Here is a 26105-nt window from a genome sequence, read left to right on the forward strand (position 1 = left end):
AAGCTATGCTAGCCGCTGTACCAGCGGCCTAACATCGTGGAGCTGGTGCAATTCTGCAAGAATCACGTTACTTGAAGTTTCTGAAATGTCAGCAAACATACACTTAATTCCCTGGCACAGGCGAAACTGTGACTTGCCGAGGAAGATTTTTATAAAGATACAGGGAAAGCGCTCAGGGAGCTTATGCAAAAAGCCGACCCTGGGGTCGGCTTTGGTATTGAAGATAAAGACCTGTACTTAGAAGCGCAGGGCTACACCAACTTTATATCTGGCTTCGCCTTCAAAGCTCCACACTGGGTAATCGGCCTTGAACTCGCTGATCACATCCTCTGCACTAATTGGGGAAACACCCGTCTGTATGCTGTCTTCTTCAGTGATGTTGACCGCTTCAAAGGTGATATCCAAATAGTCGGTTACCGAGTAGCTGGCACTGAGGTCCAAGGTCCCGTAAGACTCGTGCTGACGGTTACCGTAGAAGCCAGGCAGCTCGCGCATCATATACTCGGAGCGCCAGTTATAGGCCAGACGAGCGCTAAAGTCGTCCATCTCATAGTAACCTACCAGGTTGACGGTATGCTTGGATGAGTCAGAGAACACGCCCACACGATCAGGATAGTTTTCTGCCGGAGAGGATGCATCGGCAAAGGTGTAGTTCACCGAGTAACCCAAACCATTGTCGAAGGAGTCCTGCAGCTGCAGCTCGATACCATCTATGCTGCCGCCGTCGGCATTGTACTTCTCGCTCACAGTCCAGCAGTCATAGATACCTACGCCACAAGAACTTTCACCTTCGGTTACCAGGTTGGGATCTTCAATACCTATCTGCTGATTCAGCTTCTGTTTGGTGGTGATAAAAGAGCTGACATCCTTGATAAAGTAAGTGGCGGCAAACAGGCCCGAATCACTGAAGTACCACTCCAGACTCAAGTCGGCCTGGGTCGCCTTGAATGGTTCCAGCGCCACGCTGCCACGCACCAGCTTTTCATTAAAAGGTGTACCGTCGTTGTAACCCGGCAGGGTCGAGGTAGCAAACAGCTCGGCGTAGTTGGGGCGGGAGATCACCTGAGCGGCTGAGGCGCGCAGTATCACATCCTCACTCAAGTCGAAGGCGATGTTAACGCTCGGCAGTACATCGTTATAGCTGGACTTGTCTGTGCTCAGATCATCGGCAAACTGGCCCTGAGCGTTCAGCGCGTAATAGTCAGACTCAATGTCGGTAGAGATGTAACGGAAACCGAAGTTACCGCGGAATCCTTCCCCGGCAAAAGTAGCCATGGCGTACAGAGCCAGGTTCTCTTCCTGGATAGTGCCGTAACCAGACTTGTCGACGGTAAAGCCATCGATGGCGGCATAAGCATCGGCAATCATGGCATCAAATATCGGCTCAGGCAGAGTGAAACCGGCGCCGGATGACATGGTGCCATTGTAGTAGGCAGAAGCGTCCTTGGTCAGTACCTTGGCGTCATTGACTATCGCCGCATCTGTCATCTGGGTGACTTCATGATCGGCATAGCTCACACCTGTCTTGATGGCACTGATAGCGCCCCAGGCTACCGGGAAGTTGAAGTCCAACTGAGCGAAAGTTTCTTCATCCGTGTTGGGCTGCTTCTTCAGCGCCCAGCCGGCAGTGGCCAATGGGTCGTTAAAGTCACCGGCCTCAAAATACTTGTTGGCGATGTCGATGTTGATCTTGTCGCCGGTGGCGTCATAGATACCGGCAAAGTCAGCCGGGACACCGATTGAGTTGCCATAGTTGGCAGTCAAGTCGGTACCGCCCTCGGCTTCGGTGCGGCCTATACGGCCTTCAACAGTGAAGTTATCCGCTTCATAGTTAAAGTTGAAATCCACTGTATCCGAGCTCATGCTCGCCTTACGGGCCCAGGTTTGTGCCCAGGCAAAACCGCCCTGATCGCTGTGATTTATCTTGGTACAAACGCCGGCGGCATTGACCTGCTCACAGGTGTAGTCGCCTTGTTGTGTGGGAAACAGGAAGATGGAGGTGTTGGCGTTGTTGGCGTCCAGCTCCAGATTCATGTAGTTGAGCCCCAATTCCAGTCTGTCGGTGGGACGATACTGCAACACCAGGTTGATTGCGGTGCGCTCACGATCCTGTTGGAAGGTGGTTGGCACTATCTCACCCCAGCCAAGCAGGGTTTCAATGCCATTGCGCTGATAGTCCGTCTGGCTCCAGGAACCTGCCAGCAATACACCGAAGTTTTCATCTTCGTTTTTCCAGCTGTAGAGACCGGAGGCTTCAGGATCTATCTCTTCCGAGACGCTACCATAGTCCCCTTTGGCGCTCAGGAAAACTGAGTTGGCATCCAAATCCAGCGGTTTGCGGGTGTTGATGATGACAGTACCGCCTATGCCCCCTTCGGCAATATCGGCCTGGGAAGATTTGTAGACTTCAATCGAGCCCACCATCTCTGGCGGCAGCAAGGTGTAGTTGAAACTGCGGTCGATGGCCTGCTGATCGAACCAACCGGTAGAAGCTACCGAGTGGCCATTAAGCTGGGTACTGGTCAGCTGCGCCGAGGCGCCGCGGATAGAAACCTGTTGCCCCTGACCGAACTGGCGGTTAACGGCAACCCCAGGAATACGTCCCAGAGATTCCCCCACATCACTGTCGGGGAATTTACCTATATCTTCTGAAGTTACCGCATCGACTACGGCATCTGAAAAACGCTTGGTATTGACCGAAGCCTTCATCGAGGCACGCATACCACGGACTTCAATTTTTTCAATATTGGCAGTTTCGTTGCTGTTGTTATCTGCTGCCTCGGCAGCCAGCGCGCCAACAGATACCGCTCCCCCAAGGAGGATAGCGATATTTGCAGCGAGGGCAGTTTTCTTAAAGGTAGATGTTCGCATCTCGTTTCCCTTCCATCACTTTATTATCTTTTTTGTTGCCATAACCATTCCCTTCAAGAGAATGACAACGCTGTCATGTCTGGAGATAAACATTACACAATAATTAACAGTCTTGCCACAACAAAATAACGCCAGAGTGAATAAAAACTGTCATATTGCTGTGTTAATGGGAGAAAACAGATTTTTATTCTGGTCAAAAACTGTCCAGGCAGAAGTTTGTGTAACCAAGCGCGTTAACAATAGCGGGAAACGAATTTATATAATGACCTAATCACTAAGGAAGTCGGATAACGCCGAAAGCTAATTGCTGTGCAAGCCACTCTCTACAAAAGAGAAGGCCACGAGGACTTATTCGCACCTTCCCTAAATTCTGCGTTGCCAAACTGGCTAAAAGTCAGCAGTATAAGATGCTCGACAAGCGGCCATGCCGCTTCCGGCCCCCGCTGGCTGTGAGTATTCGCCTGACATCTCGGACTAAGTTGAATGAAAGTAACCATCAATGACGTGGCTAAATATGCCGGCGTTTCCATCAAGACAGTATCCCGGGTCACCAATAATGAGCCTTCGGTTAAGCAGGCCACTATCGACAAGGTCAATGCTGCAATCAAGGCATTGAATTACCAGCCGAATTTAGCTGCCCGCAACCTGGCTGCCACCAGTTCTTATGTCATAGGCTTCGTCTATGACAACCCCAATGCCTACTACATTATCGATATGCAGAACGGTATTCTTTCCGCCTGTCGGGACAAGGGCTATGAGCTGCTGATCCACCCCTGTGATGCCAAGACCGATGGTATTTGTGAACAACTGACCACTATGGTGAAACATGCCCGCCTGGCCGGACTGGTACTGACGCCGCCGCTGTCGGAAGATCCCAAGGTACTCTCCGCCCTGGATGCCATAGGCGCCAACTATGTTCGCATCATGGCAGGTGACAGAGTAAAGGCCGATACCGGGCTGGCGGTATTGGTTAACGACAGATCCGGCGCCGTGGCCATTACCCAACATCTTATCGATCTCGGGCATCGGAAAATCGCTTTTCTCAGCGGCGACTATCATCACCAATCCACCAAGGAGCGTCTCGAAGGTTATCGTCAGGCCTTGAGGGATAACGGCCTGGACCAGTCTCCCGAGCTGATTGTCGAAGGTGAATACTCGTTTGAATCCGGAGTTGAAGGTGCCAAGAAGCTGCTCAAAGGGGCTAACCGGCCCAGCGCCATAGTGGCCTGTAACGACGAAATCGCCGCCGGAGCCCTGTTTGCCGCCAGGCTGGAAGGGGTGGATATTCCCACCGAGCTCTCGATTGTCGGCTTTGAGGACAGTCCCTTCTCACGCCAAACCTGGCCCAAGTTGACCACAGTGCATCAGCCCAACGGCAAGATTGCCCAGATAGCTACCGAGCTGTTGATCGCCAATCGCCGTGAGCAGAGCGCTCGCAGCGAGATCTTCACCCCAGAGCCGGTTATCAGAGACTCGAGCGCCAGGGTGCAAGCAAGCTGAAATTCCAGCCACTAAAAAGGCGCTCTACTGAGCGCCTTTGCGATAAGATTCAAAATCACTTTATCAATGCAGCTTGAGTTTGGGCCTGTGCCACTTCAGCAGCCGCTGCGCCAGACGATACACCAACGCCGAAAACCAACCGTACAAACTCGCCAGATGGCGTTGATACAAGGACATGTACATCATCCGCGCCACGTAACCCTCAATAAACAGGGAGCCGGATCTCAGGTTGCCCATCAGATTGCCCACCGCCGAGAAACGGCTCAGTGACACCAATGAACCATAGTCGCGGTAGACAAAAGGATTTTCTGCCTTGCCCTTCAAGCGGTTGAGAATATTCTTATACAGGGTTTCCGCCATCTGCGATGCAGCTTGTGCCCGGGGAGGCACAGGCTTGCCGTTGTCCTGCACCAAAAAGGCGCAGTCGCCCAAGGCGTAGATATCCTTATGGCCCTTGACCCGCATACAGGCATCGACCTCGATAAGGTTACGGTTATTGACCGGCAACTTATCAAACTGCTGCAGTACATCCGGCCCCTTGACGCCGGCAGCCCAAACCTTAAGCCCGGCAGGGATCAGCACATCTTCTTGGGTAATAAAGCCTTGCTTGGTCACTTCTTTGACCTGCACTCCTATGTGCAAGCGTACTCCGATATGATCCAGTACAGACTGGGCTCTGGAGCTCACCTTGTCCGGCAGAGCCGGCAATATCTTGGGCGCCGCCTCAATCAGGTGAATTTCCAGATGATGCTTGTCGACATTGAGGTAACCGTATTCTTTGACCGAGTCCAGCACATGATGCAACTCGGCGGCCAGCTCAACCCCGGTCGCGCCGGCGCCCACTATGCCGATACTGAGCTTTTCGCTGGTTTCATCCAGCAGCAACAGGTTGTCCAGCAACTTGTGGTGAAATTGATTGGCGCTGTCGAGGCTGTCGAGGAAGATACAGTGCTCTTTGGCACCCGGGGTGTTGAAGCTGTTGGCCACCCCGCCGATGGCAATCACCAGATAGTCATAGGGCAACTCACGCTCGGCGATAATCTGCTCGCCGTCATCATTACTGACTCCGGCCAGGGTAATGGTCTTGGCCTCGGGATCGCATTGCAGCATTTCACCGCGCAGGAAGCGATAGCCATTTTTCAGGCCATGGTCGCGATACAGCAAGCCTTCTACCGATTGATCTATCACCCCAACGGCCACTTCGTGCAGTTTGGGCTTCCAGATATGTACCGGACTCTTGTCTATCAGGGTTATTTCAGCCTCTTCCTTCAGGCCCAATTTGCGTCCCAGCTTGGAAGCCAGCGCCAATCCTCCAGCGCCGCCGCCCACAATTAAAATCCGCTTACCGGTCACAAATTCCCCCAAGAGTATGAACTAATGCAAGATAGTCTTTTATAACATGATCCTGCTCAAAAATAACCTGAGTTCTAAATTAATATTTCTTTATATATCACTGATGCAGGTGAATATTTGCCATCATTTCCTGTCGCTCAAGGCTGGTGTAATGCCACCTTGGTGCGCTTCAAACTGTAGAACATCCACAGACACAATAGGCTGCTGCAGGATGCCAAGGAGATCCACACGCCCGGCACGCCAAAGGCCCAGGCAAACACCCAGAGGAACAGGCCTATCAGCAACAACTTGCTGCCCGTGAGTATCGAGGCCTCGGCCGGACGATTGATGGCCTGGAAGAAACTGGCTCCCACCAAAATCAAGCCTTCCATCGGCAAGCCCCAGAAATAGAGATACATGCCCTCAATGGCAACCGGGGCCAGGGTCGGGTTGTCACCGGCAAACAGATACACCATCCATTCCGGGCGGCTGTAGATAAGCACCAAGCCCAGCAAGGCGCAGATTAAGGTGACGGAAAATGCCATTTTGGCGGTCTGCTTGACCCTGTCATATCGGCCGGCACCGGCATTGAAGCTGAGAATGGGTTGTGTGCCGAGGGCTATGCCTTCAAACACAAAATAAAACAGGGCTTCGGTATAACTCACCACGCCATAGGCGGCCACATGCAGCGATGTGCCTGTCCAGAGCAGCGCCATGTTATGCATGGTCAATACAATCGACAGGTAGAGATTCATCAGGAAACTGGGCATCCCCAGCTTGACGATTTCCCAAACCAGCTCCAGGCTCAGTTTCATCTGTTGCCAGTCGATATTGAGCCGAGTGCGCTTGCCAAAGAAATGTTGCAGACACAGGCCGCCGGTAACCGCCTGGGACAACATGGTAGCAATGGCGGCACCGGCAAGGCCGAATGGAAAGACCACAATAAACAGCCAATCCAGCAGGGTGTTAAGCACGCCTCCAAACACCAGGATCCAGGTGACGAAACTGGGGCGACCGTCGTTACGCAAAAGCGCCGAGAAGGCCATGGAGATGATGGGGAAAATGCCCAAGGCAAAGTACCAGAACAGGTATTGGTAGGCGCCTTCATAGACCTCACCTTCGGCTTTCAGCCAGCGCAGAATGTCGTCGGTTAGCATGGTTCCGGCAAGCGACACCACCAATGCACTCAACAGACAAAGACTGAAGGTATTGCCGAGAATTTTTCTGGCCCTGGCAACATCACCGCGGCCAAGATTGATGGAGATAAGCGCGGCGCCGCCCATGCCCAAAAGCGCACCGAGCGCATAGAGAATGGCGCCCACAGGGTAAGCCAGCATAATACCCGCCAGACCCGTTTCCCCCAGGTAGTGGCCGATGAACATCCCGTCTATGGTGACGTAAATTCCGGTCACCAACATGGACATCACAGTGGGGACTGTGTAACGCCAAAAGAGTTTACTGACAGGTTGCTGCAGTAAGGCGAGATCCTGCTCAGTCTGGGGGACGCTGTTTGGGGTCATGACGCTTTCTCAACATCAAAGGTGTTAAACCATAAGTTCGATATCAGAGGCCATATTAGGAGGCGCCAGCTCGGCCTCCATTCAAATTGGCACTCCGAAATCAATCACCTCGGAAAAAGTGGATGGCGGATTGTACCCGAGTTATCAGCCTGGATGCCACAGCCTTGAATAGGGCGTTATTCGGCGACTTTCATGGCGAGCAGTTGCTGCTCCAAAGATTCAGGCTGCAAAGGGGCGCGACTGATGATCTCCAGCCTGGAGTCCATGGCATCATCGAGCTCTTCAACGCTCAATTCACCGTCGAGCATATTGAGCGCCGCTATGCCGTCTTTGGTGATCATCACAGCTTTTAGTCGCACCACATCGAGTGCCTTGGCCCAGCGATAGAGGCGCTCGAGATCGAACAGCCAATCCGGAGTAAAGATCCAGCCATAGCTGTAACAGCCCTCGCCTTTATTACTCTTGAACACTATGCCGCGAGCGTCCCACTCGGGTGCTTCCGGGCTCTGCGGCTCGGCGCCGAGTGGCTTGATGGCAAACACACCGGCATTTTGCCGCAGCAGCCCGGTGCCTAAGGGAGTGGCTTTAGTGTTCAAATTGGCCTTTGCCGGCCGAGCCAGCGCCCGCAACAATTCATCATTGAGCTTCTGCTCTTTGGACCAGTAAAACAGCTCCCCTTCCAGTTGCTGAGCGGCAATAAAGGCGGCTATTTGTTCCCTCAAGTGTGCAGCTAGCCGCTTACTCTCCTGATCACTTTCCAGCTCATTACCTTTTGCACTTTGCGGCTCCCCCCCAGGCAGAACCATTGGCTCTTGCTGTTGCCAAAGGTCCTGCTTGCCGGCCAGTAAGATATCGGCTATCTGCAGCTGGGAGAGAAAATTCTCATGTTCGGTATAGCGCTTGTCACTGAGTTTGCGCGGGTCAAACAGACAGATGCTGGCCTTGATGCTGAGCACTTCGGCAAACTGTTTCGAGCTTAGGGTTTTCAAAATCTCTTTGGGATGACCAAGGCCGGTGGGCTCTATCAGCAATCTGTCGGGTTTGGCCCGGGCCAGCAGCTGAGTCACCGCCACTTGAGTCGGCACCCCGGCGGCGCAGCACAAACAGCCGCCGGGCACTTCTCGTATGACAACGCCGGAGTCACTCTGGCCCATCAGGCCGGCATCTATTCCAATTTCACCGAACTCATTGACCAATACCGCCCAGGTCTCGCCAGCTGGCTTATTGGCCAGCAGCGCCTTAATAAAGGTGGTTTTGCCTGAGCCGAGAAAGCCGGTGATCAGATTGGTGGCGACGGGTTTGAGGATCATCTGTGACTCCATTCTTTACAGCATTGAGGCAGCAGAGTGTAACCCAAGCAGGGAAAGAGTTAGCTCGAAATTGTAAACAGATGCAAAATGGGCGCTATTCGCGCCCATTTCTGTATACCTTGCCTAAGGCTTGAGTTCGTGATCCACTATCGGTGTCAGCCCCTTGGCACGATTTTTCATGGCATCGTCCAAGTCAAAGCCGCCGGCACGCCAGCCTTTGGCCTCAACCGGGGTGAAGTTTTGCTTGCTCCATGCCTTGGCATCTTGGAGTTTAAAGCCTGCATCCTGCCAGGCGCCTGCGCTTGAGGCATCAAATCCGGCAACATGCCACTGCTGGGCGCTTCGGGAGTCAAAGCCGGCCTCTTTCCAGGAGGCTATCTCGGTTGAACTCATACCGGACCAGTCTTTGGGAATGGAACTGCAAGCCACAAGCATACTCAACCACAGCAAGATCACTAATTTTCGCAACATACTCATCTCCTGATACCTTTACTATTCCTTAAGCTAAGGGGGCTGCGCTGCCGACGGCTTATTGAGGCAACGCATTGAGTATAGCAGGGCAGATTGCATTATCTGCGTCTTGGGCCTTTGGGAGCCTGGCCCTTGCGACCGGGTTTATAGCCCCTGTGAGTCTTGGCATGTCGGGGTTTCTCTATTGGCTGCGAGTAACGCTCCGGCAACGGCGCGCCCTTCTCGTAACCCGGCAGTACTTCTCTTGGCAGCTTGTAACCGAGCAGGGCTTCTATTTCAGCCAGTTTTTGCTCTTCGGCCGGGCTCACCAAAGAGATGGCTTCGCCGCTGCGCCCTGCTCTGCCGGTACGGCCAATGCGATGAATATAGTCATCAGCCTGCGATGGCAGCTCGAGATTGATAACCCTTGGCAAGGCAGGAATATCCAGGCCTCGGGCCGCGACATCGGTTGCCACCAATACCCTAACTTCTCCATCAATGAACTGCGCCAGAGCGCGGCTGCGGGCGCCCTGAGTCTTGTCACCGTGAAAACAGGCGCTCTTGATGCCGTCGAGTTTCAGCTCTTGCTGCAACTGCTCGGCACTCTCCTTGGTACTGACAAAGGCCAACACCTGTTGCCAGTTGTTGCGACCAATAAGCTCAGCAAGCAACTCGGCTTTACGGCGATAGTCCACCGGATACACCTTTTGCTGGATCTGCGCCTGAGTGCGGCTCTCTTTATCTACTTCAAACCATTCTGGCTTATCGAGCAGCTTGTGCCCGAGGCGCTTGACCGTCTCGGGGAAGGTCGCCGAAAACAGCATGGTCTGATGCCCATCTGGCAGATAGCGCCCCAGACGCTCAATATCCGGCAAGAATCCCAGGTCCAACATGCGGTCGGCCTCATCCAGCACCAGGGCCTTAACCTTATCCAGCCTGAGATGATCTTGGCTCAGGTGATCGAACAGCCGCCCCGGCGTCGCCACCAGCACCTCAATACCGGCCGCTATCGCCTTGCGTTGAGGGTTGAAGTTGGCGCCGCCGAAAATGGCCAAAATGCGAAATGGAGTATGGGCGGCGTATTTACCCAACTGAGTCGCCACTTGCTGCGCCAGCTCGCGGGTTGGTGTCAGGATAAGCACTCTGGGAGCGGCGCCATACTCAGGCTCAGCGAGCCCCTGTTGCTGCCACTCGTCAATCAATGTGGCCAAAAGCGGCAAGCCAAAGGCCGCGGTTTTACCTGTGCCTGTCTGAGCCGAAGCCATAATATCCCGTCCGGCCAGCGCCGCCGGCAATACCTGCTGCTGCACCGCCGTCAACTCACGATAGCCGCACTGGGCAACGGCTTCGAGCAGCGCTCCCGGCAGCTGGGTTTCAGAAAACTGCATCTTCAACACCTGAAACATAAAAAGGTCGGCGAGTATACCGCAAACACAAGTTATCAGCTGGCATTTCCACCACCTATGACCTGATGCTTGCCAAGATATTTTTGCTCAAAGCCTTCGATATCCAACGCCTGGGAGTAGAGGTAACCCTGGGCATAGTCGCAGCCTATGCGGGTCAAGATCTCGGCCTGACCGGCTGTCTCCACCCCTTCGGCTATCACCTTCATCCCCAACTTGTGTGCCATGACTATGATGGCTTCACATAGGGTCAGGTCACTCTCATCCGTTTCCAAATTACGGGTAAAGGATTGATCTATCTTGAGATAGTCGATATCAAACCGTTTCAGATAAGCCAGGGAGGAATAGCCGGTGCCAAAGTCATCCAGAGACACCTGAATACCGGCATCCCTATAGGCCAACAGCTTTTCGGTCACTCCCATATTGGCATCCAGCAACAGGCCTTCGGTTATCTCTATACAGATCCCCGAGCCAGAGACACCCAGACTTGTCAGCAGCTCCAGCCACTCGGCAAAGCGGTTGCCTTCGTCGCGAAACTGGATTGGCGACTTGTTGATACTGATCTGCACCTCGCTCCCATAAGCCTCGCGCCAGGCGGCACTCTGACGCGCCGCCTGCTCAAACACCCAGTTACCGATTTCAAAGATAAGCCCTGTGTCTTCTGCCACCGGAATAAACTCAGCCGGCGAGACACTGCCGCGCTCACTGTGATTCCAGCGCAGCAAGGCTTCGGCCTTGAACACCTTACCGCTGCCCAGCTCGACTATGGGTTGGAACCTGAGTTCGAATTCGTGCCGCTCCAATGCCTGACGCAAATCCTGAATAAGCCGCATCCTGTATTTTGCGTATTCCTGCATAGAGGCGGTGAAATAGTTGAAACGGTTGCGGCCCTGATCTTTGGCGGCATACATGGCCTGATCCGCATGTTTAAGCAACAACTCCACCGTCTGGCCATCATCGGGATACAGGGTAATGCCGATACTGGCGCTGATAAAGGCAGTTTCATCGCCCAACTTGAAGGGCTCGGCCAGACTGCTGAGAATATGGTTGGCAACCCGCTCGACCCCGTTATGATCCTGCACATCCGAGAGCAGCAAGGTGAACTCATCGCCGCCGAGTCTGGCCACCACGTCGGACTCACGCACACAGGCCTGCAGCCGCTCCGAGGTTTCCACCAGCAGTAAGTCACCCATGTCATGGCCGAGGGTATCATTGACCTCTTTGAAGAAATCCAGATCCAGAAACAGCAGCGCAAAACCATGGCCATGGCGCTTGGCCTTACGGATTTCATTGCCAAGATGCTCGGTGAACATGCGCCGGTTCGGCAAACCTGTCAGGGCATCATAGTTGGCCTGACGCCAGATAAGACGTTCATTCTGCTTCTTGTCGGTGATATCGGAAAACAACGCCACCCTTCTCAGTGGGGTATCATCCGTGCTGTGAATGGTATTGATGCTGAGCCAAATCATTATCTTGCGGCCATCACTGCAGCGCAGCCACATCTCTCCCTGCCAGCGCCCCTTGTGGCTGAGATCATGATTCAGCTCACGGTAAAACCTCTCATCGTGGTCGTCGCACTTGAGCATATCTATGTTACTGCCCAGCACATCTTGTGGCTGATACCCTGTGATGGCGCTGAACGCCGAATTGACCGTCATTATGGTGCCGACATCATCCAGCACGCTCATCGCCTCGCTGGAGTTTTCATAGACGGAAGCCGCCAGCTTGAGTGAGGCTTCCAGCTGTTTTTGCTCGGTAATATCCACATGCACACCGCAAACTCTAAGCGGCCTGCCCTTCTCGTCACGACTGACCACCTTGCCGGTATCCTGCACCCAGCGCAGTTCGCCGTCCGGACGGATCAGCCGGTACTGCACCTTGTGTTGCTCGGTTTTGCCCGCCAGATGCTCATCCAAAGAGCGCAGTACCCAGGCCCTATCCTTGGGATGAATACCATCGAGCCACAGGCGTTTGTTGTCGTTGAGATTGTTAAGGGAACAGCCAAGAATTTCGGCGCTGCGTTTGTTGCGCACTACGGTATCCTTGACGGGGTCCCAGTCCCAGAAGCCGAGTTGACCGCTTTGCAGCACCAGCTCCAACTGATCGCGACTGGCGGCAATCGCCTGCTCGGCCAACTTGGCCGAGGTAATATCGATATAGCCGGCTATCACCAACTGTACCTGCTGATGATGGCGCTGACAGGCCACTGTCATATGGGTATAGACATACTGCCCCTGCTTGGAGACGAAGCGTTTTTCCATCTCATATTCGTCGATTTCACCATCCAGCATCCGCCTGAATTGCGCCATATCGGCGGGCAGATCATCCGGGTGGGTCAGCTCAGACCAGGTCAGTTGCGACAACTCCTGCTCTGTGTAACCCAACATCCGGCACATGTGGGGGTTTATCTTGAGCCAGCGTTGATCCGGCGAGGTGATGGAAATCCCTATGTTGCCAACATGGAACTGGGAGCGAAACAGAAAGTCATCCTGCAGCCGAATGCGGTTGTCGCGCTCAAATTCAAGCCGCCGCGACAGCAAGCGCCCCAGCAACACATTGGTGAGTGGGAACAAGGTCAGCACTGGCAAACTGATACTGGCAAGCACCCCTTTGGCGGTTTCCCAGGGCAGCAGTAACATCCAGGCCAGCATCACCAGATGTACCAACAGGGAAAAGCCGGCCAGCTCCGGGTAGCCTATATCGGCGAGGGATTGCTTGCGCCGTTTGCGCCACAACAGGCCTATCAAGCCGCTGGAGAAGATCACTCCAACACCAACCCAAACAGCACCGCCACCGAGGTAGATGCGAAAAGCGGCGGTAATCACGCAGGCGATTATGGTCGGCAGGCCGCCGAAAAACAGGCCTGAGATACTTAAAAGTACGGAGCGACTATCGAAGAAGATCCCCGGCTCATAGCTCCAGGGGGTAAGCATCACCGCAATACAGATGCCACCGATAATGACGCCAATCAACAAACGCCACAGCAGGAAGTATTCCCGCTGCTGCTGTCTGGGAATAGCATCATAAATAAACACCAATGCCAGCAAAAATGCGGCATTTTGTGCCAAAGGAAGGAAAATGCTCTGCTCCATCTGCCCCCAAGCCTGTGAATAACAAAGAAGAAATCTACAGGTCTAGTGTAGCAGAGCACCTTCAGAAACCTGACTAATTTATGGCGCTTTCCACTGGGCGCCGCTCATCCTTGCTGGAATTTTCCACCTGGTAGAGTTGCATCAGATAAAGCCTTGCGCTGTCTTGCCATGAAAAGCGGCTGGCGGAAGCCCTTTTTCTAAGGGCGTTCCAGTTGGCAGTGGAATAGAGCTCAAAGGCCCGGGACAGGGCGTCGAGCAGCGCCTTGGCCTGTTCATCCAGCCCCGTCCCCGAGAATACCAAGCCATTGTCACCGTCGCTGATGGTATCGGCCAGTCCGCCTGTGGCATGCACCAAGCAGGGTTGGCCTGCTCTCAAAGCCAGCATCTGGCTAATACCGCAAGGCTCGAAGGAGCTTGGCATCACAAACAGATCGCCGCATTGATAGAGGGCATCGGCCAGCTCCTGATGATAACCATTGATAAAGCGAAAATTGCTGTTGCTCGCGGCGATGCGGCCAAAGAGTGCCGCTATCTGCTCATCGCCGCTGCCGAGCAGCCAAAAACAGGCGCTGTCGCTAAACTGCGCCAGCCTTAGCAGCAGCTCTTCCAGCACTGTCTTGCCCTGCCAGGGATGACACAGCAAGAGTAACTTCTGTTCAGTGAGCCTGCCAACCGAGGTCAGCAGCATTCCCGGTGAGTCCGATATCTGGCCCAAGCGGATTTGAGCAATCATATCTGCCGGCGTCACTGCATCGCTGCGCCCGAGTTTACTCAACAATGCCTCAGTGGCTATCTTGGGCAGTTGCAACTTGAGTTGCCGCCGCTTGCCGGCAGCGAGCGGTAATCCTTTTTGATAGTCACAGCCGTTGAGAATACCGAACACCTGGCCAAGCTTGGCTTTGGCCTGCAGGTCAGCCTCCAATCCCTCGCCGCCAAAGAAGCCCAGTTCAGGCTGTGACGGACGCAGAACTTCCTTGGCGTAAGTCGCCGAGACCAGATGGATAACATCACTGAATTGAATCGCCGCCCGCAGCGGATTGATGCACCCGGGGTAGCGGGTATCCAGCGCCAGTTGCAGTTTGGAGTTTACCCCTTCGGCCAACAGCCAGGGATACCAGGCCGCCAGGGAAGATGCCTCGCCGGCAAGCGGCCGCACACCCTGCATCGCCAGGTTGTGAATACTGAGGACACAGGGCACTTTTGATAGGCCACGATAGGCAGGATCCAGTGCTCTTAACATGGCAAAACCGCCGCAGTGCCAGTCGTGCAGGTGAAACCTGTCCGGCAGCGGCAATAATCCCTGTTTCAGCGCCGCCGCCACTGCAGCGCCGAAGAGGGCAAACTTGCCTGCATCTGTGGCAAAGGGGCGCTCAGGGCCATCTAGGCTGTAGACTTCACGCTTAACGCCGCAAAAGCCTTCATGGGCCAGAAGATAGATCCACAACCCCTGGGAGCCTGGCTGAACCGCCGGATTGGCGATACGATACAGCCGCGCCCGGGTGGTGCCTGCGCCGAAAGCAAATTCAAACTCGCACAGAAAATCGGCCCCCTGCTCCTTGGCCAAAAAGCCATAGTCCGGCATTATGATATGCGCCGCCACGCCTTGGCTTTGCAGCGCCGGAGGCAACTCGGCCAACACATCTGCCATACCGCCGACTTTGGCACCGGCCAGGGCAGCGTTTTCCGCTGCCAACATCAACACCTGCAGTTTTGCTTTCGCCGCCATTATTCGTACCCCACAGGCAGTCCCAACATGTCACGGGTTACCAGCACTACGCCGTTTTCCGAGACCCGAAAGCCCTTGGCCCTGTCGTGGTCATGGTTAAAGCCTATCTCCATCCCCTCGGGGATAATGCAGCCCCGATCTATGATAGCCTTGCGAATCCGGCAATGACGCAACACCACCACATCGGGCAGGATCACTGAGTCTTCCACCTCTGAGTAAGAACAAACCCTGACCTCATTGAAGAGGACGCAGTGGCGCACAGTGGCACCTGAGATAATGCAGCCGCTGGAAACCACAGAGTCCAGCGCCATACCGCGCCTGTCATCATCGTCAAATACAAACTTGGCCGGCGGCAGTTGTTCCTGATAGGTCCAGATGGGCCATTTGGCATCATAGAGATTGAGTGCCGGCGTCGGCGACAGCAGTTCCATATTGGCTTGCCAGAAAGAATCCAGAGTTCCCACATCGCGCCAGTAGGCCTGCTCGTTGGGAAAGGCGCTGCGAAACGGATAGGCATAGACCCGGTGCTTTTCTATGATGGCCGGGATAATGTCCTTACCGAAATCCCGGTTGGAATCGGCGTTCTGGGCATCTTTTTTCAGCTGTTCAAACAGAAACTCTGTGTTGAACACATAGTTGCCCATGGATGCCAGGCAGGATTCGGGGTTATCCGGCAAGGGCTTGGGTTCGACAGGTTTCTCTTCAAACCCCAGAATACGGTTGCTGCTGTCCACCTCCATCACCCCAAAGGCGTTGGCCGCTTCGGCCACCGGCACCTCCATACAGGAAACCGTCATATCGGCGCCGGACTCGGCATGAGCGGCCAGCAGACCGGCGTAATCCATGCGGTAGATATGATCGCCCGAAAGCACCATCACATAGCGCGGCAGCTCGTGACGTATGATGTCTATGTTCTGAAACACAGCATCGGCCGTGCCCTGATACCAGTTGTCCGAATAACGTTGGGACGCCGGCAATATCTCCACCGACTCCCCCAACTCCTTTTTGAAATGCCCCCAGCCGCGGGTCACGTGGCGGATAAGCGAATGGGACTTGTACTGGGTCACCACCCCTACCCGGCGGATCCCCGAGTTGATGCAGTTGGACAGCGGAAAGTCGATGATCCTGAACTTGCCGCCAAAATAGAGCGCCGGCTTGGCCCGCCAATCGGTCAGCTCATGGAGGCGGGAACCCCGGCCTCCGGCCAGGATCAGGGCATAGGTTTCACGGGTAAGGTTACTGATATAACGCGGACTCGGATTCGGCATAAAAGCGTGCTCCCAATTAACAGAAAAAGGCGCTCACTGCGCGCCCCAGATATGGTCGCGATAACCGGCTATGGTGACATCGCTGGAGAAGCGGCCACTGACCGCGGTGTTGCGAATACTCATGGCGGTCCAGCGCTGAGGATCCTGATAAGCCTTGGCGGCTTGCAGCTGAGCCAGACGGTAGGTTTCAAAGTCGGCCGCCAGCATCCAGGGATCCTTTGGCGACTCAATGGCGGCTATGATGGGGTCGAAGATCCCGGGCTCCTGCAGATTAAAGTGACCACTTTTGAGCAGCGCCATTACGCCGCCGAGCGCCGCCGAAGACGCTATATATTGCGCCGGGCAGTAGTGCGCCTTGAGTTCCTCCACCGCCAGGGCATTGAGGCCAAACAGAAAGAAGTTGTCTTCACCTACCTCTTCGAGCATCTCGATATTGGCACCATCCAGAGTGCCTATGGTCAGGGCGCCATTCATCATGAACTTCATATTGCCTGTGCCCGAGGCTTCCTTGCCGGCGGTGGATATCTGCTCTGACAAATCCGTACCCGGGCAGATCACCTCCATGGCGCTGACGTTATAGTCGGGCAAAAAGGCAAACCTTAACCAGGGACTGACTCTGGGATCCTCATTGACCATATGAGCCACGTTGTTGGCCAGTTTGATCACCAGTTTCGCCATGGCATAACCGGGCGCCGCCTTGCCGCCAATCAAGACGCAGCGTGGCTGCATCCCCTGGGTATCGCCACTGACAATCCGCTGATAGAGATGGATCACATGCATGATATTCAGCAGTTGCCGCTTATATTCGTGGATCCTCTTAACCTGCACATCAAACATCATGGAGGGGTCGAAGTTCACCTGGCAGCGCTGCGCCACCAGCTCGGCCAATGCCTGTTTATTGGCCTGCTTCACCTCGCGCCAGGCGGCAATAAATGGCTTGTCCGAGGTAAAGGCGTTGAGGGCAGTCAGGCATCTTAGGTCGCTCAGCCAATCCTGCCCCAGGCGGCTGCTGATGAGCGCAGCCAAACGGGGGTTACAGTGAGCCAGCCAGCGCCTGGGAGTCACGCCATTGGTACGGTTGTTGAACTTATGCGGCCAGAGCTCGTAAAAGTCCCGAAACAGCCCTGTGGTCAACAGCCTTGAGTGCAGCGCCGCCACGCCATTGACCGAAAAGCTGGCCACTATTGCCAGATAAGCCATACGGATATGGGGCTCATCCCCCTCTTCTATGATAGACATCTGCCGCAGACGTGACACATCGCCGGGCCAGTGATGCGCCACCAACTCCAGGTATCTGGCGTTGATTTCATAGATGATCTCCAGAATACGTGGCAGCATCTGGGCGAACATGCGCACCGGCCAGCGCTCCAGCGCCTCCGGCAACAAGGTATGGTTGGTGTAGGCCATGCAGTGGCTGACTATGTCCCAGGCGGCTTGCCACTCCAGCTGATATTCATCGATAAGCAGGCGCATCAACTCGGGAACCGCAATCGCCGGATGGGTATCATTGAGCTGCAGCACATGAAACTTGGCAAACTCACTGAAGTCCCGGCCTTTGTTGGCAACCCAGGTCGTCAACAGATCCTGCAAACTGGCAGAGGACAGGAAATACTGCTGCCGCAGCCGCAACTCTTTGCCGTTTTCACTGCTGTCATTGGGGTACAACACCATGGTTATCTGCTCGGCCAGATTCTTCGCCGCCACGGCTTCGGTGTAATCACCCTGGTTGAACTCGGCAAGGTCAAACTCATCCGTGGCCTCGGCCTTCCAAAGCCTCAGGGTGTTGACCCGGCCGTTGCGATAACCCGGCACCGGCATATCATAGGCAACCGCCAGTACATCCTGGGTATCCATCCAGGCCCTGTGCCGGCGGCCATCGCGGTCGACATGGCTCTGCACATGACCGAAGAAAGGCACGGTCACATTGTGCTGTGAGGCCCGCACTTCCCAGGGATTGCCATCCCTGAGCCAGCGGTCCGGCTGCTCCTGCTGGTAACCATCGACTATCTGCTGGGCAAACATGCCGTACTCATAACGAATGCCATAGCCAGTGACCGCCAGTCCGAGACTGGCGCAGCTGTCCATAAAGCAAGCCGCCAGCCGCCCGAGACCGCCATTTCCCAGACCGGCGTCATGCTCTTGCTGTTGCAGGGTTTCAAGCGCTACCGCATAGCCTTGCAGCATCTCCCGGCATTCGTCGGTCAGGTCCAGATTGAGCAAGGCGTTGCCCAGGCTTCGGCCCATCAAAAACTCCAGCGACAGATAAGCCACCTGTTTGCGCTGGTACAAAGCGTCCTGGCTGCGACTGGCGCACCAATCGTCCAACAGCTGCTCTTTGACGCTCAGGGCCAACGCCTGATAGAGCTCCTGTGGCCTGCGCTCATTGCGGTTAAGATCGTATCTCAGCTGTCTGGCAAAGGCCGCCGGCAGTGAATCACAGGGCTCGCAGTCTTGGTGCGCCAGATGGCCTGGGGCTTGTTGAGTAGCGGGCGCTATTGGCGATGCGGCTTTTGATGCTGTTGTCGATTGGCTCTTACTGCGGCTCTTGACTCTATTCCTTGAAGTATCAGTCATGGCTGGCTCCTTTGGCTGAGGACGACAGATAACGGCCACCTGAAGCCAGCAGCTGAAAGCTGAAGGCGGCAACGGCGAAAGATGAAGCTGTGGGATAGCAGGATTGCAGTTCATCCCGTCCGGCTTCGCTGGAAAGCAGCAGCTGCCACTGCTCACCGGCTCCGGGCGGCGGAGCTGGCAGACAAAAATGGCTGTTGCTGTCACCGGCATGCAGCAGGATCAGCAGGGCTTCGGTCTGAAGTTTGTTTTCTCCTTGAGGGCTCATATCTAACTGACGGCTCTTATTGAGCTGATGGCTCTCGCTCAGCTGATGGCTCTTGTTCAGCTGAAGGCTCTCTGCCCGCTGAAGGCTCCTATTGAGCTGACGGCTCTGCATCAACTGCAAGCTGCGGCACTGGACTTCGCCCCAATGGCCGGGGGTCATGGCCTCGCCGGAGGCGGCAAACCAAGCCAGGGCTCTGGGAGCCTGGAGGACATCGGTGTGAACATAGTCATCGCTGTCATAAAAACCGCAATCCCGGCGGATATGGATAAGCCGGCGAACAAAGGCGCCAAGCGCAGTATCGTCCCTGTGCCAATCGAGCCAGCCCAATGGGTTGTCCTGACAATAGGCGTTGTTGTTGCCGCTCTGGGAGTTGCCGAACTCATCGCCGGCCAGCAACATAGGCGTGCCCTGGGAGAGCAGTAAACTCGCCAGCAGATTGCGGCTCTGGCGCGCCCTCAAGGCCTTTATGGCGGCATCTTTGCTCTCGCCTTCCACGCCATGGTTGGCACTGAAGTTTTCATGGTGACCGTCGCGGTTATTTTCGCCGTTGGCCTGATTGTGCCGCTCGCGATAACTCACCAGGTCCCTCAGGGTGAAACCATCATGGCTGCAGATAAAGTTGATTGAACTTTGTGGGCCGCGCCCCGAGTGTTCAAACAGATCGCCGGAGCCGGAAAGGCGCCTGGCAAGCTCGGGCAAGAGCCCGGCATCACCGCGCCAGAAACGCCGCAGGGTATCGCGATATCTGTCGTTCCATTCGGCAAAGCGATTGGGGAACTGCCCCAACTGATAACCGCCCGGGCCTATGTCCCAGGGCTCGGCTATCAGCACACATTGCTGCAGTTCAGGGTCCTGCAGCAAGGCATCGAACAATCCGGCGCGATTGCTGAACCCCTGCGTCTCACGGCCAAGGCTGGTGGCCAGATCGAAACGAAAGCCATCCACCCCCATGATATCGACCCAGTAACGCAGCGAGTCCATCAGCAGCTGTACGACTCTTGGATGACTGATATCCAGGCAGTTGCCACAGCCAGAGTCATTGATATAAAAACGCTTATCTGCCGGATGCAAACGGTAGTAGCTGAGATTGTCCAAGCCGCGAAAACTGACGGTCGGCCCCTGACGATTACCCTCGGCGCTGTGATTGAAGACCACATCCAGCACGAGTTTGATACCGGCATCATGCAGGGCAGAGACCATCTGCTTGAATTCGCCAATGGCATCGTCAGAGGCCGAATATGCCCCATGGGGAGCGAAGAAACCTATGCTGTTATAACCCCAGTAGTTACTGCGACCGCTATCCAGCAGAAAAGGCTCGGACAGAAAGGCGTGCACCGGCAGCAGTTCGACACAGGTGATCCCGAGCGACTTGAGATAAGCTATCGCCACCGGGTGCGCCAAACCGGCAAAGGTGCCGCGAAGCTCAGGGGGGATCCCGGCCATGGCGGCGGTGAAGCCCTTGAGGTGCATCTCGTAGATCACTTCATTACGCCATTGGCCGCCCGGTAAGCGCTTGCCGGTAAAGCGGGTATCGGCTACCACTTGGCATTTGGGCATGGCCCAGGCGTTGTCACAGGGATCGGCCCATAAGTCATCACCTATTCCGGCACTGCCGGACTCCCGCTCCGGGGACCCTGGTACTGGGGATTCAGCCCCCCCCGGATGGCAAACAGCGGCCAATGGCCGGCCCTGCTCATCGACTCTGGCATAGCCAAGTTGCCAGGGCCCATACTGCCAGCGACCACAAAAGGCTCTGGCGTAAGGGTCCAGCAGCAGCTTGGCCGAATTGAATCTGTGCCCGTCCTGAGGCTGATAAGGGCCATGCACCCGATAGCCATAGCAGAGTCCTTCACCGGCCCCCAGCAGCAAACCATGGAACACCTGTTGCGAGGACGGCATAAGCTCGAAACGGCCCGACTCCTGCCATTGGCCATTTTTGAATTCAAACAGGCACAGCTCTACCCGGGTTGCATGAGCCGAAAACAGCGCAAAATTCACCCCTTCCGGCTCGCCATTGGCTGCATGCACCAGAGTCGAGCCCAGAGGCCAGGGTTTGCCTGCAAGCATCTGCATCAGCCACGCTCCAAGGCGAAATAGACGCTCGCCAGTGGTGGCACCCGGATCAGCGCGCTATATGGCATGCCCTGCCAGGGGATCTCCTCGGCTTCCATGCCTCCGGCGTTGCCTTGATTACTGCCGCCGTAGAATGCGCTGTCGCTGTTGAGCAGCTCGCGGTAACGTCCGGGCTCTGGCAATCCCAGTCGATAGCCTTCCCTGACACAAGAGGTAAAGTTACAGATAACCAGCACCATGTTGCCGTCAGAATCGATACGCGTAAACGCCAGCAGGCTGTGCTGACTGTCGTTGCAGTCGAGCCAGCGAAACCCTTGCGGCTCGCCGTCACACTGCCACAATGACGACTGCCGGCGGTAACAGAGGTTAAGATCCCGCACCCAATCGCTGAGCCCTTGGTGAGATGGATACTGCAGCAGATGCCAGTCGAGGCTGAAGTCATGTTGCCATTCGCGCCGCTGGCCAAACTCGCCGCCCATAAACAGCAGCTTTTTCCCCGGGTGAGCCCACATAAAACCGTAAAATGCCCGCAGCGTGGCAAACTTCTGCCAGTCATCGCCGGGGATCTTCTCCAACAAGGCGCGCTTGCCATGCACCACTTCGTCGTGACTCAGCGACAAAATAAACTGCTCGGTATAGGCATAGATGAGGGAAAAAGTCAGTTGCCCGTGGTGATAGCTGCGATGTACCGGCTCCTTGGTGAGATAATCCAAGGTGTCGTGCATCCAGCCCATATTCCATTTGAAGCCGAACCCCAGGCCGCCGGCAGCGACATCCCGGCTGACGCCATCCCAGGCGGTGGACTCTTCGGCTATCATGATGATCCCCGGGTACTCATGGTAGAGACGCGTATTGAGCTGCTGCAAAAAGGCTATCGCTTCCAAATTCTCACGGCCGCCATATTCGTTGGCCTGCCACTGGCCCTCTTCGCGGCTGTAATCCAGATAGAGCATGGAAGACACTGCATCGAGACGCAGGCCATCGAAGTGAAACTCCTCCAGCCAATAACAGGCATTGCTGAGCAGAAAACTCTGCACCTCTTTGCGGCCATAGTTGTAGATCAAGGTGTCCCAGTCGGGATGACGGCCACGGCGGGGATCTTCATGTTCGTACAAGCAAGTGCCATCAAAATGCGCCAGGCCGTGGGGGTCGGAAGGAAAGTGCGCCGCCACCCAGTCGAGCAGCACACCAATACCCGCCCTGTGGCAGGCATCCACCAGCAGTTTAAGCCCCTCGGGATCACCAAACCTGTGACTGGGAGCATACAGCCCCACGGGTTGATAGCCCCAGGAACCGTCGAAGGGGTATTCACTCAGCGGCATAAATTCCACATGGGTAAAGCCGTGAGATTGCAGGTAAGGCACCAAGAGTTCGGCCACCTCTGCGTAGCTGAGAAAACCGCCTTCGCCGTTACGCCGCCAGGACCCCAGATGCAGCTCATAGATACTGACCGCCTGTCGGTGCCAGGCGCTTTGCGCCCTGGCGGCCATCCAATCACTGTCCTGCCATTGCCAATCACTGTCCGCCATCGGCACTATCGAGGCGTTGTGGGGCGCACCTTGCATCTGTCTGGCGCAGGGATCGGCCTTTTCCAGCCAGCTGCCATCCTGGGTTTGCAGCAAAAATTTATAGTGCTCACCGCCCTGGACTTGCGGCAAAAACAGCTCCCAAAGGCCTGAGGCCGGGTGGCGGCGCATGCTGTGGCGGCGCCTGTCCCAATGATTAAAATCCCCCAGCAAAGACACGCTTTTGGCATTGGGAGCCCAAACACAAAAACGTACACCTTTTACGCCCTGGCACTCGAGCCAATTGGCACCAAGCAACTGCCAGCCTTTCAGCAGACTGCCTTCATTGAAGAGAAAGCATGCCTGTTCATCGAGCGAAGCATCAAAGCGGTAAGGGTCGTCCAGCACCAGCTCCGCCTGGGGATAGCTGATGCGGAGCCTATATTCGAAGGGTTTGACCCTGCGCCCCATAAAGCCACTGAACAGGGGCTCGGCGCCAACGACAGGGGTAAGCTCAGCCACCTTACGGCCGGTTTTCGCGTCCAGCACCTCGACGGCGGCGGCGCCGGGCAGCACGGCGCGCAGTAGCAAGCGGCTGCGGCCATTTTGCTCGACCAGATGCATTCCGAGCCAGGCGAAGGGATCGCCATGGCGCCCTTCGGCCAAAGCGCAGGCAGCGGCAAAGTCCAGTTCAGGGACCAGGCTTTCCTGCATTGGCTCACTAAAGTGCGGCGCGGGTTCATTGGCGACGATTTGCTGTTTCATCTGCATCTCCTGTTGATTGAGCTCGCAGCCGCTCCGGCTCAGCGCTGCAACTTTGCTCGCGCACCCGGCGGATATCCCTGAGCAGGTTTTGCAGCAGCTCGGAATCATTGAGCCTTTCCACGGCCAATGAATAACGTCGGCGCCAGTTGGGATACTCAGCGCTGGTGCCCGGGATATTGACCGCCACCTTATCGCCGAGCAGATCTGTCAGCGGCAGGCTGAAAAGCGCACTGCGCCCCGAGGCGACTGTGACGGCGAAGTTATGGATCAAGTTGTGGGTATAGGTGACAGATTCCGGCGCAAGTGCAGCTTTTATCTTGTTATCAAAGGGATAAAAGCGCGATAGCCAAACTTCAAGAGCCTGAATATCCCTGCGGCGGTCATCGCTTTCCCTTGCGTATTGTTCAGCGCCCAGCAGGCCAAGTTCCCGCCTGAGCCTGAGATCTTCTTCTTCCAGCCAGGCTTTGAGCGGCGCTACATCATGGTTGCTCAGCATCATGATGGCGTTTGGCTTGTAGTCATTTGGCGGCCGAAATCCACCAAACTCAGGGAAATCCTGCTGCTCACGGCAAAAATAGAACAGCTCATTGGAGTACAGCCCGCCAAGCTTAAGTGGCGCTACGATTTGGGGTGGCACCAGCCCAAGGTCTTCGCCAATCACCAGGCAACGGGCACGCTGGCTCTCCAGCAATAGAATCGCCAGCAGGGTATCGAAGGGGTAATAGACATAGGCGCCTTCAGGCTCGCCAGACTCAGTTTCGACTGCAGTTTCAATCTGGTTTTCGGCCTCGGCCGGCCACCACCAGAGACGAAACAGCGACATCACGTGATCTATCCGAATGGCACCGCTGTGGCGCATGTTGGTGCGCAGCAACTCAATAAAATGGCTAAAATCCGCTTGCTTGAGACCGACGGGATCCAGAGGCGTCAGCCCCCAGTTCTGCCCCTGGGGCGCAAAGGCATCCGGCGGCGCCCCTATGCTGGCACCTTGGCAAAACTGACTCTGATGCTGACTCACCTCAGTGCCGCTGCCAACTGTGCCGACAGCCAGATCCCGGATAAGGCCGATACTCATGCCGGCTTCTATGGCGCGGGATTGACACAAAGCCAACTGCTCTTCGGCAACAAACTGCAGATAGAGATAAAAGCCGGCATCTGCGGGCCAGTCTCCGGTGGCGAAACTTGCCTGCTCCCGGGCATAGTGCTGCAGCGCCAGTCCTTCCAGGCGCACAAAGCCTTCGTAGCCCTGGCGCCTGGGAGCATCTTTGGGCAAAGCGTTGAAACGCAGCCACATTGCTTTGAGGCGGGCACACTTATCACGGCTGACAGCGGCATAGTCCAGCCAGGGGCTGAAGGCCGTTTGCTCGGCAAAAGATTCAGCATCACAGATTGGTGCAGTCCCTTCGGCGCAGAGCGGCGGCGAGATATACAAGGGGTGCAGGCGGCGTCTGTCTATTGGGCTGTAGGGACTTGGGGAGGCATCCTCAGTGAGCGCCAGCGCATGCAGGGGGTTGAGCAAGATAAAGTCCAGCCCCTTGGGGGCCAGTTGGGTTATCAGCTTCAACAGGGCTCCAAAATCGCCCATTGCCTCAGGGCCGGGAGTATCCTCCTGCCAGAGCGAAAACAGCTGCACGCTGACGCCCCAGGGCCTGCGATGAGGCTCGTTTTGCCGCGCCGTATTTTTTTGCAGTACGCCTTGGAAGGCCTGCCTTGGCGCCACCATCAAGGTGCCCGCAGCAAGCAGCCTCTCATCGCCCTCACGCTCGATGATGGACAAAGACACCCTGTGGTAGCCAAGTCCGGGGGCGATGCCACCGTTGCCGGAAACCTCGTCCAGTTTAAGCTCGTGCTCAAGATAGCAGCGCTCACCGATACGATAATCGCCGCGCACCGGGCAATCTGCCGCCGAAAAGCTGACAACAAACTCCTCACCCAGTTCACTCGTCAGCGTCAGCAGCAGCGCCTTGGATGGCAAAGACTGCGACTCGAGTCTGAACCTCAGACCGAGACTGTCGAGATAGCACCACTGAAATGAAGGCAACAGCTGTTGCCAGGGTTCGGCATCGAGCTGATAGACCCGCCGCTCAATCCAGAGCTCGCTCGCCTCTTCGGGTATAGGGCCACACATGGCGCTGAGGATCTGTTTGCGTGTGCCGGCCGATGTAGAGCAAAAACGCCCATAGCTGTCGCTGAAGCCGTCCCCTATCCCTTGCAGATACAGCAACTTCTCCAGTCCCATCTCAGCACTCCACGCCAATCACCTTAAGTTCCCTGTGAGCAGATAGCATGCCAGGGCAAAATAACAGCAATAAGACAGAGGTGTGTCAGCCAAGTGACAAGTATTTAATATTTTAATTCAGTAGCTTGTGAAAATTCGCCCTGATGTTGAGCGAGCGTCTCGCAAAAGGCACCAAAGGTAAATGAGTTGCACCAATGACTCAAGACTGTGCA

14 protein-coding genes are annotated in these 26105 nt (G+C 55.6%); 1 reads left to right on the top strand and 13 read right to left on the bottom strand.

The genetic code is table 11. The annotated features are described in order from the left end of the window. Positions 1-237: 237 nt before the first annotated feature. On the bottom strand, positions 238-2871 hold the full coding sequence (locus HCX89_RS03480) for a TonB-dependent receptor (RefSeq protein ID WP_144167529.1): 2634 nt from the start codon (positions 2869-2871) through the stop codon (positions 238-240). A 483-nt stretch (positions 2872-3354) separates the two neighbouring features. Here HCX89_RS03480 and HCX89_RS03485 point away from each other — a divergent pair, with 483 nt between their 5' ends. Beyond that, positions 3355-4371: a LacI family DNA-binding transcriptional regulator gene (locus tag HCX89_RS03485; RefSeq protein WP_144135681.1), complete on the top strand. Its 1017-nt coding sequence runs from the start codon at positions 3355-3357 to the stop codon at positions 4369-4371. A gap of 63 nt (positions 4372-4434) precedes the next feature. On the opposite strand, the gene HCX89_RS03490 is transcribed toward HCX89_RS03485, so the two are convergent. From HCX89_RS03490 to malQ, 12 genes are all read right to left on the bottom strand, one after another. Then, positions 4435-5724 (bottom strand): NAD(P)/FAD-dependent oxidoreductase, encoded by a 1290-nt coding sequence (locus tag HCX89_RS03490; protein WP_101059094.1) that lies wholly within the window; start codon positions 5722-5724, stop codon positions 4435-4437. Positions 5725-5861: 137 nt separating this feature from the next. Beyond that, positions 5862-7223 carry an MATE family efflux transporter gene (locus HCX89_RS03495; RefSeq protein ID WP_096141524.1) on the bottom strand — a complete coding sequence of 454 codons (1362 nt, stop codon included), beginning with the start codon at positions 7221-7223 and terminating at the stop codon, positions 5862-5864. Between the two features lie 176 nt (positions 7224-7399). Next, positions 7400-8533 carry a GTP-binding protein gene (locus tag HCX89_RS03500; RefSeq protein ID WP_144377546.1) on the bottom strand — a complete coding sequence of 378 codons (1134 nt, stop codon included), beginning with the start codon at positions 8531-8533 and terminating at the stop codon, positions 7400-7402. A 123-nt stretch (positions 8534-8656) separates the two neighbouring features. Then, positions 8657-9004, bottom strand: a complete 348-nt coding sequence (locus HCX89_RS03505; protein ID WP_083390278.1) for a hypothetical protein — start codon at positions 9002-9004, stop codon at positions 8657-8659. A gap of 98 nt (positions 9005-9102) precedes the next feature. Next, positions 9103-10371 carry a DEAD/DEAH box helicase gene (locus HCX89_RS03510; protein WP_144377548.1) on the bottom strand — a complete coding sequence of 423 codons (1269 nt, stop codon included), beginning with the start codon at positions 10369-10371 and terminating at the stop codon, positions 9103-9105. Positions 10372-10424: 53 nt separating this feature from the next. Continuing rightward, positions 10425-13478 carry an EAL domain-containing protein gene (locus HCX89_RS03515; protein ID WP_167715076.1) on the bottom strand — a complete coding sequence of 1018 codons (3054 nt, stop codon included), beginning with the start codon at positions 13476-13478 and terminating at the stop codon, positions 10425-10427. A 73-nt stretch (positions 13479-13551) separates the two neighbouring features. Beyond that, positions 13552-15204 carry a glycogen synthase gene (locus tag HCX89_RS03520; RefSeq protein WP_243892112.1) on the bottom strand — a complete coding sequence of 551 codons (1653 nt, stop codon included), beginning with the start codon at positions 15202-15204 and terminating at the stop codon, positions 13552-13554. Continuing rightward, positions 15204-16472 (bottom strand): glucose-1-phosphate adenylyltransferase, encoded by a 1269-nt coding sequence (gene glgC, locus HCX89_RS03525; RefSeq protein WP_025011424.1) that lies wholly within the window; start codon positions 16470-16472, stop codon positions 15204-15206. Before glgC ends, HCX89_RS03520 begins: the two co-directional genes overlap by 1 nt. 33 nt (positions 16473-16505) lie before the next feature. Beyond that, complete coding sequence (locus HCX89_RS03530; protein WP_167715078.1) at positions 16506-19046, bottom strand: glycogen/starch/alpha-glucan phosphorylase; 2541 nt, start codon at positions 19044-19046, stop codon at positions 16506-16508. Beyond that, positions 19039-21384 carry a glycogen debranching protein GlgX gene (gene glgX / locus HCX89_RS03535; RefSeq protein ID WP_167715080.1) on the bottom strand — a complete coding sequence of 782 codons (2346 nt, stop codon included), beginning with the start codon at positions 21382-21384 and terminating at the stop codon, positions 19039-19041. Before glgX ends, HCX89_RS03530 begins: the two co-directional genes overlap by 8 nt. Then, a complete protein-coding gene (gene glgB, locus HCX89_RS03540; protein WP_167715166.1) occupies positions 21384-23603 on the bottom strand; it encodes a 1,4-alpha-glucan branching protein GlgB in 2220 nt (739 codons plus the stop codon). The genes glgX and glgB overlap by 1 nt, the downstream gene beginning before the upstream one ends. A 25-nt stretch (positions 23604-23628) precedes the next feature. Continuing rightward, positions 23629-25893 carry a 4-alpha-glucanotransferase gene (gene malQ, locus HCX89_RS03545; protein ID WP_144380103.1) on the bottom strand — a complete coding sequence of 755 codons (2265 nt, stop codon included), beginning with the start codon at positions 25891-25893 and terminating at the stop codon, positions 23629-23631. Positions 25894-26105 lie beyond the last annotated feature (212 nt).

Source organism: Shewanella sp. Iso12 (genome assembly GCF_012030025.1).
Lineage (GTDB): Bacteria > Pseudomonadota > Gammaproteobacteria > Enterobacterales > Shewanellaceae > Shewanella > Shewanella algae.